We start from the raw sequence: 16,477 nt of genomic DNA on the forward strand, positions 1-16,477 counted from the left end.
ATGCCTCATGGCTACGGCAGCGTCACGGGTACAAAACACCCGATCAGATCAGGGCCGAGCAAAAAGCCCTTGAACCCGAAGCCGTCACGGAGGTTAAAAGTAAGCCTACGCCGAGGGCCGTCTGGCGGGATGATTTGGCGACGGTTTATCGAGTGTCCTTATGGACGCACACGAGAACACCCCCCGCATTGAAGTATTGTCGGTCACTGACACGGGCCGTCGACGTCGTTGGACGGATGACGAGAAGGTCAGGATCGTTGAGGAAAGCCATCGAGATGGCGAGACGGTGGCGGAGGTTGCCCGTCGCCATGAGATTTCGCGGCCCCAGCTTTACGATTGGCGTTATCGGTACAAGCACGGGCTGCTTGGGGGCTATGGCCCGGAGTTTTTGCGCGTTCCTCCCGTTGAGGGCGGTTCGGGTGCAAATGATGGGCCGCGGTCATCATCGCCTGGCATGACGATCGACCTGGGTGAGCGGTGCCGCGTGACGGTCCCCGCAGATTTTGACATGGACGCCGTGGCGCGTTTGCTCGATCGCCTGAAGGTGATGCAATGATCGCATTCTCTTCTGGCACGAAGGTGTGGATCGCAGGCGGCGTAACGGACATGCGCTGCGGGATGAACAGCCTGGCGTTGAAGGTTCAGGAGGGGCTTGGTCGCGACCCGCATGCGGGCGAGATCTTCTGCTTCCGTGGACGCCGGGGCGATCTCGTGAAACTTCTTTGGCATGACGGGGTGGGCATGTCGCTCTACGCCAAGAGGCTCGAGGCTGGGAAGTTCATCTGGCCGGCGGGCGGCTCTGGGGATGCCGTTCAGGTCTCTGCGGCACAGCTTGGCTATCTTCTTGAGGGGATCGACTGGCGCAACCCGCGCTGGACGCAACGCCCTGCGAAGGTTGGATAAATCAGCGGGAAAGCCCTTGTTTTACTGGTCCCTGGCGGGCGGACATGGTAGACGTTCACCATGTCAGACGCCCCCTTCGAACTCGAAGAATTGCGCGCCGCGCTCGCGGCTTCGGAGCGGCGTGCCGAGGCGGCCGAAGCCGATCTTGCGCGGGTGCGCGCGGCGGTCTCGACATCCGAGGCGATGATTGCCGGCCTCAAGCTCGAGATCGCTATCCTCAAGCGCGACAAGTATGGCCGCAGTGCGGAGCGCAGCGCCAAGTTGCTCGACCAACTGGAACTGCAGCTTGGAGACCTCATAGAGAGCGCCGCCGAGGACCGGGTGCAGGCCGAGCGGAAGACGACCAAGGTCGGTGCCTTCGAACGGCGCAAGCCCGTGAAGAAAGCCTTCCCCGAGCATCTGCCGCGCGAACGCGTGGTGGTCGAGGCCCCCAGCACCTGCTCCTGCTGCGGATCCGATCGCATCATGAAGATGGGCGAGGACATCACCGAGACACTCGAGGTCATCCCCCGCCAGTGGAAGGTGATCCAGACAGTCCGAGAGAAGTTCACCTGCCGGGCCTGCGAGAAGATCACCCAGCCCCCGGCGCCCTTCCATCCGATTCCGCGGGGATGGGCCGGCCCCAGCCTGCTGGCGTTCGCCATTGGTCTCGAACACATGGCGACACAATGGCTCACCGTCTTCGAGAAGTACGGCCAGCATCAGCCTCTCAACCGTCAGGCCGAACGCTACGCCCGTGAAGGCGTGGACCTCAGCCTCTCCACACTCGCCGATCAGGTTGGCGCGGTGGCCGAATTGCTGAAGCCGCTGAACGCGCTGATCGAGGCGCATGTGTTCACCGCCGCCCGGCTACATGGCGACGACACCACGGTCCCGCTTCTGGCTCGCGGCGGCGCGAAAACCGCCCGGCTCTGGACCTATGTGCGCGATGATCGTCCCTTCGACGGGACCGCGCCGCCCGCGGTCGTGTTCCGCTTCTCCCCCGATCGCGCCGGGGAACACCCGACGAAACATCTGGCGGGCTGGCAGGGCATCCTGCAAGCCGACGCCTATGCCGGGTACAACCAGCTCTACGATGCCGCCCGACAACCCGGCCCGGTGGCATCGGCGCTGTGTTGGTCGCACGCACGGCGCAAGTTCTTCGAGCTTGCTGATGTGCAGACCAATATCCGCAAGGGCAAGTCGCCCAAGGCGATCTCACCCATCGCCGTGGAGGCGGTGAAGCGCATCGACGCTCTGTTCGAGATTGAGCGCATGGTCAACAGGCAAACCCCGGAGGCGCGGCTGGAGATGCGGCAACGCCAATCGGCCCCGCTGGTCGCGGACCTCGAGCAATGGCTTCGCGGCGAGCGCGCGCTCCTGTCGAAGCACGCCAAGGCGGCGAAAGCCATCGATTACCTGCTGTCGTCCAACCACTGGCCGGGCTTCACGCGGTTCCTCGAGGATGGGCGCGTCTGCCTGACGAACAACGCCGCCGAGCGCTCCTTGCGCGGTGTAGCCCTCGGACGGAAATCCTGGCTCTTCGCGGGATCAGAGCGTGGCGGCCAGCGCGCGGCGGCAATCTACACCTTGATCGGCACCGCAAAGCTCAACGACATCGATCCCCAGGCCTGGCTCGCAGACGTCATCGCCCGCATCGCCGACACGCCGGTCTCGCAGCTGCACGAGTTGCTGCCATGGAATTGGCAGAAGCAGCCCCCCCGATCGGCCGAAGCTGCATGATGGCCCGGGTCACCCACGTCCACACCATCGATGCGGTCGCAAGGAGGATCGGTGAGAACCTCGAACTCATCGAGATCGTCAGCGCCAATCCCGACAACATCGATTATGGAGAAATGATCTGGGTAGACGACGGTACCGATGAGGGGATCAAGACCTTCACAGACCGTGGCATCGAAAGCCTCCAAGAACTTCTGGCGGACATACGGACATGGGAAGGCGGCATCCGTGAGTTCCTGCGCGACGAACAGTGCGATCCCAAAGTCATCGAGAGCATCATGGCTAACGAGAAGAGCTGGTGAAGCAAGACGGCCGCCGGCGGATGCTTACGGTTAAAATGGCGGCCTAACCAGCGCAACGCGCTGTCTCAGAACCGTGCCCCGGTACATTGTCGACTGTGTCGCGCGAAATGTTGAAATGACGCGCCGCCGCGCGCTTGCTCATGCCGTCGGCGCAGGCCAGACGAACCTTTCGGTAAAGTTCCACGGAATAAATCTCCAAACCCTCCATGCTGCCGCACGAAGAGCAAAGTGGCCGGTTTTTACACCGCCCGCACCGCCAACATGGCGGCGCTACCGTGGCCTAATTTTGCACCGCCGTTCTCACGCCGGGCGTTCATTGCGCCGCTCGGTGTCGGATGCGCCCGGCCCGCCGTTCTGCCGTGGTCCAGGTGGCCCGGTTCAGTCGGACGTGGCGCTCAGGCTGTTGCCGCCCCGCGCCGTGGCGACCTCGACCTCGTCACCTGCCTGGATCGCGAGCTGGCTGACAAAGGGCGGCTGGGACGTGGTCGTGCCGTCGCGAAACAGGGTGAGCGCGTTCCGGCCTCCTTCGGTCGCCCCGGGCAGGGCCCAGACCGGAACGACACCGTGCGAGAAGCCGGCCGACATCACCGCGCCGCCGCGCATCCGGTAACGGGTATGCACGCCGCGTCCGCCCGCGTGCTCGCCATCTGCCGGACAGGCGTCGCCCAGGTGCCTGGTCGCGATCTCGAACCCGTAGCGGGCCTCGGCCACCTCGACGGGACAGTTGAACGTGTCGCCGTGATTGGTCGAGAACATCGCGTCGTTGCCCGGCCGTGCGGGCGTTGCACCCCAGCCCCCCATCTGCGGTTCGACCATGGCGTAGCGGCGCCCGGTGTCCGGGTGTTCCCCGGCGATCACCAGACCGAAGATCGTGGCAAAGCTGCCGGCGGGGAGATCGAAGCCGCCGGCCGCGGCCAGACCGCGCCACAATGTGTCGATCAGCCGGATGCGCGTCTCGAAATAATACCCGTGCGCCGCCTCCGGGTCCGGGTAGAATATCGAGCCGGGGCGGGTCAGAACCTCGAGCGGCGCGAACGAGCCGGCATTGGCGAAGCGGTCGGAATCCGTCAGCGCCTTGAACAGGATCTGGCAGGCGATGAGCGCGCCGTCGCGGCAGGTGTTGAACGGGCCGGTCGCCTGTTGCGGGGCCGCGCGCAGATCGACGGTGAAACGCTGCGCCGTGATCGTGATTCGTGCGCGCCATGTGGTGCCGTCGTCCTGCTCCTGAGCCACATCGAAAGAGCCTTTCGGCAGGCGCGCGAGCCCCTGCATGGCGCGGGCCCGGCCGGTGTCTTGGGCGTCGTCTATGGCGGCGCGCAGCATGTCCGCCCCATAACGGTCGCACAGGTTTCGGATCAGCCCGGCCGCGCGGCGCCCGGCCGACACCTGGGCCCAGAGATCGCCGGTGACGAAATCGGGCAGGCGGGAGTTGATGCGGATGATATCGGCGACCGCGTCGTTCCATTCGCCCCCGGCGATGAGCCGGACGATCGGCAGGCGCAGTCCCTCGGCCACGATGCTTGTCACCTCCGTCGCCATCGATCCCGGCGTGCTGCCCCCGATGTCGCCCCAATGCGCGATCGAGGCGACCCAGGCCACGCATTCGCCCTCGAAGAAGACCGGCTCGGCCACCACGACATCGTTGAGATGGGTCACCCCGCCGAAGTTCGGATCGTTGGTGAGGAAAACGTCGCCCTCGGCGATCCGGCGGCCCTCCTTCTCGAGGATCGCCTTGACCGACTTGTCCAGCACCCCCACGAAGGACGGGATACCCGCGCCGGAGCTGACCAGCGCGCCGTCGGCGGCGGTGACCCCGGTGCCCACGTCGAGCACCTCGTAGATGATCGGGCTCATCGCGGTCTTGCGCAGGACCTCGAACATTTCTTCGGCGGCGCTGTCCAGCGCGGCCTGTACGACGGAAACGGTAAAGGGATCAGCCATCTATACGCTCCGGGTCGCGCGGCAGGTCGGAGAGGATCTCGGGCCCGTGGGCGCGCAGGATGACGATCTCCTCCAGCCGGATCCCGAAACGGCCCGGAAGGTAGATCCCCGGCTCGATCGAGAAGACCATGCCCTCGTCCAGAACGCTTTGCGCGCTGGCGGTGATGAAGGGCGGCTCATGCACCTCGGTGCCCAGCCCGTGGCCGGTGCGGTGGACGAAATACTCGCCGTAGCCGGCCTCGGCGATCACGCGTCGCGCGGCGTCGTCCACCGCGTGCGCCTTCACGCCGGGGCGTGCGGCGTCGAGCGCGGCCTGCACCGCGCGCTCCACGACCGCGTGCACCTCGGCATAGCCCTCGGGCCCGCCGCCGATCAGAGCCATGCGCGTGATGTCCGAGGAATAGCCTTCGGACCCGGCGCCGATATCCATGACGACCGCGTCGCCTTCCTTGAGGACCGTGTCGCCGGTGTGGTGATGCGGGTAGGCGCCGTTGGGGCCTGCCCCGACGATGGTGAAGAGCGGCTTGGCCCCGTGCCTGGCGAACGTTTCGCGCACCACCTGGGCCACCTGCGTTTCGCTCATGCCCGGGCGCATCGCAGCCCAGGCGGTCTTCATCGCGTCGTCGGCGATCTGCGCGTTGCGCTTGAGCGCCGCGTATTCGTTTTCGTCCTTGCGCATCCGCAGCGCGCCGACCGTGTCCGCGGTGAACCGGCGCACGGCACCGGGCAGGGCTTCGCTCACCAGCGCGGCATGATCGGCGCGCATGGTCTCGTCCAGGACGATCGACCCGGCGGTCTTCGCGCCGAGCGCCGCCAGAAGCCGGTCCAGCGCGGCGTCCGGCCCCTGGTCATCGGACCATTCGTGGAAGGGCAGGTCGGTCTGGGTGCGCACGCTTTCCGCCTCCAGCGCCGGCATCAGGAACGCGGCCTCCGCCTGCGAAACGAAGGCCAGGCAGGGCCGTTCGTCGGCGTGCGGCCGCACGCCTGTCAGCCAGCCGAGATGCGCCCCGGCGCCCAGCACGACGAGATCCGTGCCGGTGTCCTCCATCTTGGCGCGCAGCGCGTCGAGTCTGTCTGTCAGTCCGGTCATGGTCTGCCCTTTCTCAAACGGTGTCGTCCCCTGGCGCCGGCCGCGTTCCGGGACGGGGTGGATGTGGCTCTGTATTCGTGTCGTCCCCGAGCCGGGGCGCGGGGGCGTGCGGGCGGGGGACGGCGGTGACGGCCGTCCCGGTTCATGGTCGGTCGCGGGCTCGTCAGACGGCCACGCCGTGGATCTCCCTGGCGCGCTCGGGCGTGATCAGGCCGTCCTTCACGTCGCGGCGCACCGCGTCCGGGTCGCGTGCCTTGGGGTCGCCATGGCCCGCGCCGCTGGACGTGATCACGCGCACGACGTCGTCGGTGGTCAGCGCCATGCCGGAGACGAAGCTGTGTGTCTGCGCGTCACCATCCGCCTTGATCACCTCGACGAAATTGCCCGATCCCTCTTCGCCGCCTTCCAGCGGCCAGGGCTTGATCCGGGACCGGGTGTAACCGGCGGTCAGGAACCCGTTTTCGGTCCGGATGCGGTATTCGAGGATCAGGCCGCGACCACCGTTGAACTGCCCTTCGCCGCCCGGCGCGGTATTGAGGGCCATCCGGTCGACGAAGAGCCCGTTGCGCGCCTCCGAGATCTCGGCGGGCGTATTGTAGGTCTCGCCGTGGAAGCCCGAGAAGATGCAGGGATTGCCGTCGTGCCCGTTCCACGCGCCCCAGCCGCCGATCTGCGGCTCGACGATGGTATACTGGCGCCCGGTATCGGGATGGATGCCCCCGATGAAGGTGCCGCAGATCGAGCTGAAGTGACCCGCGGGCAGCCGCTCCGGGATATGCGGCGCCAGGCAGCGCCAGATCAGATCGTAGGTCCGAACCTCGGTCTCGAAGTAGAAACCGATGGCCGAGCCTTCGCGGGCGTCGAAGATCGACCCCTCGCGGGTGAGCAAGTTGAGCGGACGGAAGCTGCCGTCGTTGGCCGGGGAATCCGGGTCTGTCAGCGACTTGAAGACCATCTGCGCACAGATCATCGTGCCGTCCCGGTTGGCGTTCGTCGGCCCCGCGTCCTGGTCGGGGTTGTCGCGCAGGTCGACCAGGAACTCGTCCGCGCTGATCGTGACCTTGACGTTGAAGACCCGCCCGTCGTCCTGTTCCTCGGAGAGCTCGAAGCTCCCATGCGGCAGCTTGGCGAGCTCGGCGCGCGCGGCCCGTTCGCCGAAGTCCATGAAATGGGTCATGGCGCGCAGGAAGGTGTCGGTGCCGTATTTCCCGGCCAGCCCTTCCAGCCGCCGTGCGCCCACGCGCACCGACGCGATCGCCGCCCAGACATCGCCCTTGAGGAAATCGGGCATCCGGCTGTTGATGGTGATGATGTCCATCACCGCCTCGTCCAGCTCGCCCGCGCGGATGATCTTCACGGCGGGCAGGCGCAGGCCCTCCTGGTAGATCTCCGTCGCCTCGCCCGAAAGCGACCCCGGCGCCATGCCGCCCACGTCCGAGTTGTGCGCGATATTCGCCGTCCAGGCGATGAGCCGGTCGCCTGCAAAGATCGGCATGGCCAGCACCAGGTCGTTGAGATGCGTCACGCCGCCATGCCACGGGTCGTTGGTGATGAAGACATCGCCGGGGCGGATGTCGTCGTGCTTTTTCAGGATGAACTGAACCGTCTTGTCGAGCACGCCGACGAAGGCCGGGATGCCCGCGCCAGAAGATGCGATGCGCCCCTCGGCGTCGGTGATGCCGGTGCCCATGTCCAGAACCTCGTAGATGATCGAGGACATGGCCGTCTTGCGCATCGCCGCAAACATCTCGTCCGCCGCGGCCTGAAGTGAGTTCTGGATGATCTCCAGGGTGATGGGATCGTTCTCGCTCATTGGATCAGCTCCCGATGTGGATGTGAACATTGCGGTAGGCATCGATCTCGACCCGGTTGCCGGGGTGGATGACGATCGTGGTGCCGGAATCCTCGACGATCGCGGGGCCGGTGAATGCCATGCCGGGGTCGAGCTTGTCCCCGTCATAGATGTCGGCCTCGTGCGTGCCTTCGAGCGCGTAGTCGACCGCCCGCCGGCCCTTGTGGGCGGCCGTGGCGTCGGCGGGGCCCATCTCGGCCGGTTGCATTTCCAGCTTGCCTACTTCCGCGCGGGCCACGAGATGGATGCCGACCATCTCGACCGGTGCGTCGAGGCGGTAGGTATACTCGCGTTCATAGGCGTCGTGGAAATCCTGCGCGATCTTGTTGAGCGCGGCGTCGGTTACCGGCCCGTCGAGCTGGACCTCGGTCGTGTGCTCCTGGTTCTGGTAGCGGAATTTTCCGTAGCGCAGGAAGCCGACCTCCTTCGGGTCGACGCCCTCGTCTTCGAAGGTGGCGCGCGCCTGCCCCTCGGCCGCGGCGAAGATACCCTCGATCGTGTTGCCTGCGCCTTCTTTCAGGTCCACGAGCTGCGTCACGAAGGTGTCGCGGCGCAGATCCGACATCATCATGCCGAAGGCCGAGAACACCGAGGCCGCGGCGGGCACGACCACCTTCTTGACCTGGAGCTCCTGGCCGAGCGCCACCGCGTGCATGGCCCCGCCGCCGCCGAAGGCCAGCAGCGTGAAGTCGCGAGTGTCGTGGCCGCGGTTGAGGCTGACCAGTTTGAGCGCGTTGACCATGTTGTTGTTGGCGATACGCACGATGCCCTGGGCGGCCTCGTCGGTACTGACGCCCAGCTTTTCGCCCACGGCGTGCAGCGCGGTTTCCGCCGCCGTCATGTCCGCCGCGACCTCGCCGCCGCAGAAGTATTCGCGGTTGATCCGGCCGAGCCACAGGTTGGCATCGGTCGTGGTGGCATCGGTGCCGCCCTTGCCGTAGGCCGCCGGGCCGGGCAGGGCGCCGGCCGATTGCGGACCGACGTGAAGCTTGCCGAAATCGTCGACCCAGGCGATGGAGCCGCCGCCGTTGCCGATCTCGACCAGGTCCACGACCGGCACCATGATCGGATAGCCCGCGGACTTGCGGCTGCGCTCGATCCAGTAGTCGGTCATGATGCGCACTTCGCCGTCCTCGATGAGCGAGCACTTGGCGGTGGTCCCGCCGATGTCGAGCGCGAGGATGTTGGGCTCGCCGATCAGCTTGCCCAGCTCGGCCGCCCCCCAGAAACCCGAAGCCGGGCCGCTTTCGATCATGTTGATCGGCACCTGCGACGTTGCCGCGAGGCTGTCCACACCACAATTGGACTGCATGATGTAGGGGCTCTTGGGCAGACCCTGCGCTTTCAGCCCGTCGTCGAGCTTGCCCAGGTAGCTGGCCGCCACAGGCTGCACATAGGCCGACAGCACCGCGGTGTTGGTGCGTTCGTATTCGCGCCATTCGCGGGTGATCTGGTGCGAGGCCACAACCGAGGCTTCGGGCCACAGGCGCCGGATCTCGTCCAGCACCGCCTCTTCGTGGGCCGTGTTGGCGTAGGCGTGGAGCAGGCAGACCGCCACCGCCACGACGCCTTCCGAGCGGAACCCGTCCAGGATCGCGGGCAAGCCGGACAGATCGAGCGGCGCGCGCTCCTGGCCCATGTAGGTCATGCGGCCCGCCACCTCGGCGCGCAGATGGCGTGGCACGAAGGGTTGGGGCTTTTCGTAATGCAGATTGAAGAAATCTGGCCGATTGCCGCGGGCGATTTCCAGCACGTCGCGGAACCCCTCGGTCGTGATCAGGCCGACCTTCACGCCCTTGCGTTCCGTCAGCGCATTGATGACGACGGTGGTGCCGTGCGCCATGAAAGTCACGGTTTCGGGGTCGATCCCGCCCTTCTTGAGCACACTGAGAACCCCGGTCTCGAAATCGGGCGGCGTCGTGTCGGACTTGGCCGTCACGATCTCCATCGTGCCGTCGTCTCTGGTCTCGAAAGCGACGAGATCGGTGAACGTGCCACCCACGTCGGTCGCCACGCGGCGGATCGTATTGGACATCTCAGGCTCCTTTGGTGCGGTTTTCGTGCAGGAGGAAAGTGACCGCCCCCGGCATCTTGAGGGCGTTGGCCGCCTCGACGCGCTCGGGCGTGTAATAGCCCGCGTCATGCAGGCAGTTCAGGGTGCCGATCACCACTCCGTCGATCGTCACCGGGACGTTCATGCAGCTTTCGCACCCCAGCGACCGGATCAGTTCGTAATCGGGGAAGACCGAGGCGATTTCCGCGATCGAATTCGCGACGAAGGTCTGGTGCTGGCCCCGGACGAGGTCGGACCAGCGGTCCTTGTTCAGGGGCTTCTCGCCCGAGACGGGATAGGCGTCGGGCATGGTGGAGAAGTTGCGCGTCCCGACACCGCGGTCGCGGTCGATCACCATGGTGGTAAAGAGCTTCGCGCCGACGGTTTCCGAGACCAGCTCGGCCAATGCCTCGAAGGCCTTTTCCGGCTGCCCCTTGGCCGCCACTGCTTGCATGAAATCGGTCATGTTCCCTCTGACAATCTGTTTCTGAGTTGCAATTCCGCGTCGTCGACCACCGGGACCGCGCCGATCAGGCTGCGGGTGTAGGGATGATCGGGGGCGGAGAAGATCTTCGGTGTCGCGCCGATTTCCACCATCTCGCCGGAGCGGAACACGGCGACGCGGTCGGCCACGTTGCGCACGACGGCCAGGTCGTGGGTGATGAAGACGTACGTCAGGTTCTTGCGCGCGCGCAGATCGTTGAGAAGGCGCAGGACACGCGCCTGGACCAGCACGTCGAGCGCCGAGGTCGGCTCGTCCAGAACGACCAGCTCGGGCTCGCAAGCGAGCGCCCGGGCGATGCCCACGCGCTGGCGCTGACCACCCGACAACGCAGCCGGCGACCTGCGGCGCATGTCGGGGGGCAGCCCGACTTCCTCCAGCGTGTCCTCCACGCGCGCCCAACGCCCGGACCGCGCGCCGATCCCGTAGGTGTCGAGACCCAGCCGGATCGAGGCGCCGACGCTGCGCTTGGGGTTCAGCGACGAGAGCGGGTTTTGCTGCACGAACTGGATCGCCCGCCGCTGGGCCGGTCCGCGCCGGGCGGGCAGGGTGGCGCCGTCGAAGGCGATCATTCCCGCGCTGGGTGGTAGGATGCCCAGGATCATGTTGGCCAGCGTGGTCTTGCCCGACCCGCTTTCGCCCACGACCGCAAGGCATTCGCCCCGGGCCACGTCAAAGGACACGTCGCGCACCGCGTGGACTGGGCCGCGCGCGGTCTGAAACGTCTTCGACAGGTTGGCGACGGAAAGAAGCGTCATGCCGGGCCTCCGCCGTGGCGCACCTTGGGTGCGAGGAACGCGTCGCTGGCCTCGGGCACTTCCGGAAGGCCCGCCCCGGTGATGCGCGGCACCGCGTCCATCAGGGCGCGGGTATAGGCATGGCCAGGCGCGTGGAAGATCGCGTCGGTCGGGCCTTCCTCCACGATGCGGCCGCGGTAGATCACGTAGACCCGGTCGGCGAATTCGCGCACCACGCCCAGGTTGTGGGAGATGAACAGCACCGCGGTATGATGCATCTCCACCAGGTCGTGCATCAGCTTCAGCGTCTGCGCCTGAACGGAGACGTCGAGCGCGGTGCCCGGCTCGTCCGCCAGCAGGAGCTTGGGGTTGTTGACCAGCGCCATCGCGATCATCACGCGCTGGTTCATGCCGCCCGAGAGCTGGAACGGGTAGGCATCGAGAACCCGCGCGGGGTCGGGGATCGACACCTCCGTGAGCATCTCGGTCGCGCGTGCGTCGCAGGCTGCCTGCGTCATCTGCGGATCGCGCCGGCGCATCACCTCGGCGAACTGGCGCGCGATGGTGAAGGTGGGGTTCAGCGACGAGGTCGGATCCTGGAAGATCATCGACATTTCGGTGCCGCGCAAGCGCGCCCGTTCGCGCGGCCGCATCGCCGTGGTGTCGCGCCCGTCGAATTCGACCGCCCCCGAGACGCGCGCGTTGGGCGTCTCCTGCAAGAGGCCCAGGACGATCCGGGCGGTCACCGACTTGCCGGAGCCGCTCTCGCCGACCAGCGCCACGCGCTCGCCCGCCGCGATGGACAGATCGATGCCGTGCAGCACCTCGCTGAATCCGCTCAGCCCCTTGAAGGCCAGCTTCAGGTCGCGGATGTCGAGAAGTGCGCTCATTCGTCCACCCCCAGGATTTCGCGCAGGCCATCGCCGAACAGGTTGAAGCCGAACACCGCGAGCAGGATCGCGAGGCCGGGAAAGACGGTCAGCCACCAACTATCGGGCAGGTAACGCGCGCCCTCGGCGACCATCGAGCCGAGGTCCGGCGTCGGTGGCTGCACCCCGAGCCCGAGGAACGACAGCGACGAGGCAATGATGATCACGAAGCCCATGTCGAGCGTCATCTTGGTGATGATCGCCGGCAGGCAGTTGGGCAGGATTTCCCGGATCGTGATATGCGCGGTGGAGGCGCCGATCACCTCGGCGGCGAGCACATAGCTCTCCTCGCGTTCCGACCGCGCGATGGAGTAGACCAGCCGCGCGTACCAGGGCCACCACATCACGGTGACAGCGATCATCGCGTTGGTCAGCGTGGGCTCCAGCACGCCCAGCACGGCGATGGCCAGGACCAGAGGCGGGATCGACAGGAAGACATCCACCAACCGCATCAGAACCGCCTCGATCCAGCCGCCAAGGTAGCCGGCCATGAGGCCCACGACCGTGCCCACCGGGGCGGCGATGACAAGCACCACGACCCCGAGCCCGAGGCTGATCCGGTAGGCGTAGAGGATGCGGCTGAAGATGTCGCGGCCCACCAGGTCGGTGCCCATCCAGTTGCGGGCCGAGGGGCCGCGGTTTGCGAAGGCAAAGTCCACCACCGATCCGTTATGCGTGGGGAACGGGGCGATCAGCGGCGCAAGCAGCGCGGCGGCAAGGATCAGCATGACCAGGATCAGGCCGGTCAGCGACAACGGGTTCGACGATATGATGCGCAGGGCCCGGATCATGATCCGGCCCGCGTGGAATGGCGGATGCGGGGGTTGAGAAACGCGATCAGCAGGTCGACGATGATGTTCACGACGAGGAAGGTCAGCGCGATCACCAGCACCGTGCCCATGATGGCGTTGAGATCCTTGCGCAGGATCACCGCGACCCCGTAGCGCGACAGGCCCGGCCAGGCGAAGACCGCTTCCACCAGAAAGGCGTTGCCCAGCATCGCCGCGAAATCGAGGCCGATGATCGTGAGCGACGGGATGAGCGACGGCTTGAAGGCATAGCGCCGCGCGATCCGGGACGGAAAGAAGCCGAAGGCCTGTGCCATCTCGATGTAGGGTTTGTCATATGTTTCGACCATGTTGGCCCGTGTCAGACGCGCCGCTTGTCCGATTCCCGATAGCGCGAGCGCGATCGCGGGCAGGATCAGGTGATGCAGCGCATCGAAGAATGCCGCGATGTTGCCTGCCAGCAGCGTGTCGACCGTCAGAAACCCGGTCGTGCGTGCGATCTCGTAGCTGTCGGTCAGCCGTCCGGCGACGGGAAAGAGCGGCAGGTAGAAGGCAAACAGCAACATCAGGATCACGGCCCAGACGAAGCTGGGGGCCGAGACCGTGAGCAGGGTCAGAACCCGCACCACATGGTCGGGCCAGCGCCCCCGGTGCCGCGCGGCCAAAATGCCCAGCGGCAGTCCGATCCCCACCATCATGATGCCCGCGAAGATCACCAGCTCGAGGGTCGCGGGCAGGAATTCGGCAATGTCGGTGTTCACCGGGCGGTTGGTATAGAGCGAGTCCCCCAGATCGCCGCGCAGCACATCGGCGACGAAATAGCCGTATTGCGCCACGATCGGGTCGTCCAGGTGCATCTCCGCGCGGATCGCGGCGACCTGTTCGGCCGTGGCGTTGGGACCGAGCGCGATGCGGGCCGGGTCGCCGGGAATGATCCGGGCGATGGCGAAGATGAGCATCGAAACCCCGACCAGGACGATCACGGAGATACCGAGCCGTCTCGACAGGATGCGAAGGACAGGCGACATGAGGATTACCCGTGGGTGAGGGTGTCCGAGCCCCGCGAAAGGGCCCGGACCGGTTGGAGAAGGGCGGTCGCGATTACTCCTCGACCATTTCCATCAGCCGGAAGCTGAAGCCCATTCCGTCGACGCCGAAGGCCATGTCGGGATCGCTGAGCGCGGGAACCTTGACCCGGTTCGACGCCGCGAAGACGGATTGCCGGTCGTAGCCGTAGATCGTCGGCGACAGCTCCATCAGGCGGTCGTTTAGGTTGGAATAGGCCTCTTCACGCGTGTCCGCGCCGGGGCCGCGACGCCCCGCCTCGAGGGCGGCATCGACGACGGGATCGTCGAGGTATTCCGGCGATTGCCAGGTGCCCGGCGTGGATGAGTGATACATGCCGAAGAGCAGCGTGTCGGGGTCGCCCGTCACCGCGTTCGCGAAGATCTGGCTGACATGCGGCGTGTTCTCGGGGCTCGCCACACGCTCGGTGAAGAGCGCCCAGGGCAGCGTCTCGATCGAGGACGAGATGCCCAGCTCGGAAAAGTTCGCCTGCATGAGCAGCGCAAAGCGCTCTTCCAGCGGAACTTCCGCGATCCAGCTTATCTCGAGGTTCCAGTCCTCGGGGGCGTAGGGACAATCGGCCATGTACGCGCGCGCGGCGTCCATGTCGCGCTCAAGCACCTCGTCGGCCGGGTTGGCCCCGAACATGCCGACCGGGATCGCGCCTGTGGGGGCCGAGCCCGACGACACCTCGTCGGTGATCGCGACCATCTGAAGCGCCGTGCCGTAATCGAAGGCATGCGCCAGCGCCTGGCGGCAATTCACGTCGTCGAGCGGCGCGCGCGCCGTGTTGAGCTTGATGTAGAACGCGCCGGTGCCCCTTTCGGTCAGAAGCTGCGCGCCATCCTCGGCCAGCGCCCGGATCACTTCCGGCGGGAGCCACTGGCTTGCGATGTCATGTTCGCCCTGCGCCAGGAGCGTGCGCACGGTGGCCGCCTCCAGGCTGTAGCGCAGCCGGACCTGATCGGGGGCGGACGCGTCGATGGGCAGGAAGTAGCTGTCGCTCACCGCCATGACGGTTTCGGCCTGCGGGTTGTGCGATGTGACCGCATAGGCGCCGCTTCCGGCCGCGTTGGCCGACAGGAATTCCTCGCCCCACGGATCGTCCTCGGTCGCGTTCGCCTCGACCAGCGCCTGGTCAACGATGGGCAGGCGGACCAGCGAGGCGATGAAGGGGGCATAGGGCTCGTCCAGCGTGAAGCGGACAACATGCTCGTCCACCGCCTCGGCCGACACGCCGCCGAAGAGATGCGACAGGCCCTGTCCGAGCGCCTGCATGCGCTCGAGCGAGTAGACCACGTCGGCGGCGCGCAAGGCGTTGCCGGACTGGAAGGACACGTCGTCGCGCAGGGTGAACGTGTAATCCGCGCCATCCACGTCCCAGCTCAGGGCCAGATGCGGGTCGCTGCCCGGCCCCCCTTGGGTCGGCAGCACCAGGGTGTCGTAGGCGTTGAACATCAGGATCGAGTCCGCATAGTCCGACGCCTTGGCCGGGTCGAGCTCGCCCACGGCGACTTCGTCCAAGCGCAGGACGCTCTGCGCGAAAGCCGGCGAGGTGAGCGCCGTTGCTGCGCTCAGAGCCGCCGCGAGAAGGTGTGACTTGTTCATTTCGTTTGATCTCCTGTCGGAAGTTGGATTGCGTCCTCGTTGACCGAGGTACTGTTGTGAATGGGTGAGGGGGCATCCCCGAAGATGTCCATCGTCCCGGCCCAGAGGATCGAGACGGGCTCGTGGCCATGGTTCCAGGTCGAATGCACCCGGGTGCTGTCGAAATGGATCGAGTCGCCGGCGCGCAGCACCTCGACCTTGCCCTCGATCTCGACGGTGACCTCCCCCGCGAGCACGAAGAACATCTCTTCGCCCCGGTGACTGATCGGCTCGCCGCGATGACCCGTTGGTTCGTGCACGATGACGGAATAGAGCTGCGAACCGGGAAAGCTGGACGACAGCCGCTCGTAATTCGGCCCGGTCGCATCGACCGAATAGGTGACGCGGTCGGTGCCGCGCGTCGTGCCGTGGCCCGATGGCTGGCTCAGGAAATCCGAGATCGGCGTCCGGAGCACTTCGGCGATGCCGACGAGGGAGGACAGCGAAGGCGCGGTCAGGCCGCGCTCGACCTGGCTGATGAAGCCGACGGACAATCCGGCGGCATCCGCCACCGCTTGCATCGACAGGCCAAGGCCCTTGCGCCTCTTGCGCAGCGCGGCGCCGAGTTTGGGGTCGGCGGGGGATGCCTTGGGTTTCGCCATGACTAAAACTTTGGGCGCGCCGCGGCCGTTGCGTCAACAAATTTTAGTATTGGTACAAATTTCGCCGTGGTTTCCGGGGCTTGCGGGACAGGGTCAGCACGCTTGACCGAATTTTAGTCAAGCTAAAAACCCAGCCGGGGAAACCCAAGGCGCGAATCACCCGGATGTGTGAGAGGATCCTGGCCCGGCGTGGTCCAAGGCGACCGCTGGCCGCGCGACGATGCCAATTGCAGCCCTGCGCCCAGCCATGCGCCACGACCACGGCTCGAACTATATGGCGCACGACTTCCGGACCGAGGTCGAATGCTTCGGCATCGTCAGTTCACCGGCCTTCGTTCGACAGCCCG

At 66.2% G+C, this 16,477-nt stretch carries 15 protein-coding genes; 4 read left to right on the plus strand and 11 right to left on the minus strand.

Going from position 1 to position 16,477, the window contains the following annotated elements:
• Positions 1-160: 160 nt before the first annotated feature.
• Genes tnpA through ACH107_RS22175 form a run of 4 tightly spaced genes read left to right on the plus strand, consistent with a single transcriptional unit; the run spans position 161 to position 2,924 of the window.
• Positions 161-556, plus strand: a complete 396-nt coding sequence (gene tnpA, locus ACH107_RS22160; RefSeq protein WP_412507659.1) for an IS66-like element accessory protein TnpA — start codon at positions 161-163, stop codon at positions 554-556.
• A complete protein-coding gene (gene tnpB, locus ACH107_RS22165) occupies positions 553-903 on the plus strand; it encodes an IS66 family insertion sequence element accessory protein TnpB (protein ID WP_412507660.1) in 351 nt (116 codons plus the stop codon). Before tnpA ends, tnpB begins: the two co-directional genes overlap by 4 nt.
• A gap of 60 nt (positions 904-963) precedes the next feature.
• Positions 964-2,625 carry an IS66 family transposase gene (gene tnpC / locus ACH107_RS22170; protein WP_412507661.1) on the plus strand — a complete coding sequence of 554 codons (1,662 nt, stop codon included), beginning with the start codon at positions 964-966 and terminating at the stop codon, positions 2,623-2,625.
• A complete protein-coding gene (locus tag ACH107_RS22175) occupies positions 2,580-2,924 on the plus strand; it encodes a hypothetical protein (RefSeq protein WP_412507662.1) in 345 nt (114 codons plus the stop codon). Before tnpC ends, ACH107_RS22175 begins: the two co-directional genes overlap by 46 nt.
• Positions 2,925-3,302: 378 nt before the next feature.
• Here ACH107_RS22175 and ACH107_RS22180 read toward each other — a convergent pair whose 3' ends face one another.
• From ACH107_RS22180 to ACH107_RS22230, 11 genes are all read right to left on the minus strand, one after another.
• Entirely contained in the window at positions 3,303-4,865 is a 1,563-nt protein-coding gene (locus ACH107_RS22180; RefSeq protein ID WP_412507663.1) for a hydantoinase B/oxoprolinase family protein, read from the minus strand.
• Positions 4,858-5,955 carry a M24 family metallopeptidase gene (locus ACH107_RS22185; RefSeq protein ID WP_412507664.1) on the minus strand — a complete coding sequence of 366 codons (1,098 nt, stop codon included), beginning with the start codon at positions 5,953-5,955 and terminating at the stop codon, positions 4,858-4,860. The genes ACH107_RS22180 and ACH107_RS22185 overlap by 8 nt, the downstream gene beginning before the upstream one ends.
• Before the next feature lie 163 nt (positions 5,956-6,118).
• A complete protein-coding gene (locus tag ACH107_RS22190; RefSeq protein WP_412507665.1) occupies positions 6,119-7,768 on the minus strand; it encodes a hydantoinase B/oxoprolinase family protein in 1,650 nt (549 codons plus the stop codon).
• A 4-nt stretch (positions 7,769-7,772) separates the two neighbouring features.
• On the minus strand, positions 7,773-9,842 hold the full coding sequence (locus ACH107_RS22195; RefSeq protein WP_412507666.1) for a hydantoinase/oxoprolinase family protein: 2,070 nt from the start codon (positions 9,840-9,842) through the stop codon (positions 7,773-7,775).
• A 1-nt stretch (position 9,843) separates the two neighbouring features.
• Positions 9,844-10,326, minus strand: coding sequence for a GAF domain-containing protein (locus ACH107_RS22200; RefSeq protein WP_412507667.1), 483 nt, complete (start codon positions 10,324-10,326; stop codon positions 9,844-9,846).
• Positions 10,323-11,120, minus strand: coding sequence for an ABC transporter ATP-binding protein (locus ACH107_RS22205; protein ID WP_412507668.1), 798 nt, complete (start codon positions 11,118-11,120; stop codon positions 10,323-10,325). The genes ACH107_RS22200 and ACH107_RS22205 overlap by 4 nt, the downstream gene beginning before the upstream one ends.
• Complete coding sequence (locus ACH107_RS22210) at positions 11,117-11,989, minus strand: ABC transporter ATP-binding protein (protein WP_412507669.1); 873 nt, start codon at positions 11,987-11,989, stop codon at positions 11,117-11,119. Before ACH107_RS22210 ends, ACH107_RS22205 begins: the two co-directional genes overlap by 4 nt.
• A complete protein-coding gene (locus ACH107_RS22215; RefSeq protein ID WP_412507670.1) occupies positions 11,986-12,819 on the minus strand; it encodes an ABC transporter permease in 834 nt (277 codons plus the stop codon). Before ACH107_RS22215 ends, ACH107_RS22210 begins: the two co-directional genes overlap by 4 nt.
• A complete protein-coding gene (locus tag ACH107_RS22220) occupies positions 12,816-13,844 on the minus strand; it encodes an ABC transporter permease (protein ID WP_412507671.1) in 1,029 nt (342 codons plus the stop codon). Before ACH107_RS22220 ends, ACH107_RS22215 begins: the two co-directional genes overlap by 4 nt.
• 73 nt (positions 13,845-13,917) lie before the next feature.
• Positions 13,918-15,489 (minus strand): ABC transporter substrate-binding protein, encoded by a 1,572-nt coding sequence (locus tag ACH107_RS22225; protein ID WP_412507672.1) that lies wholly within the window; start codon positions 15,487-15,489, stop codon positions 13,918-13,920.
• Entirely contained in the window at positions 15,486-16,130 is a 645-nt protein-coding gene (locus ACH107_RS22230) for a helix-turn-helix domain-containing protein (protein WP_412507673.1), read from the minus strand. The genes ACH107_RS22225 and ACH107_RS22230 overlap by 4 nt, the downstream gene beginning before the upstream one ends.
• Positions 16,131-16,477: the final 347 nt, after the last annotated feature.

The organism is Roseovarius halophilus (ex Wu et al. 2025) (assembly GCF_047086965.1).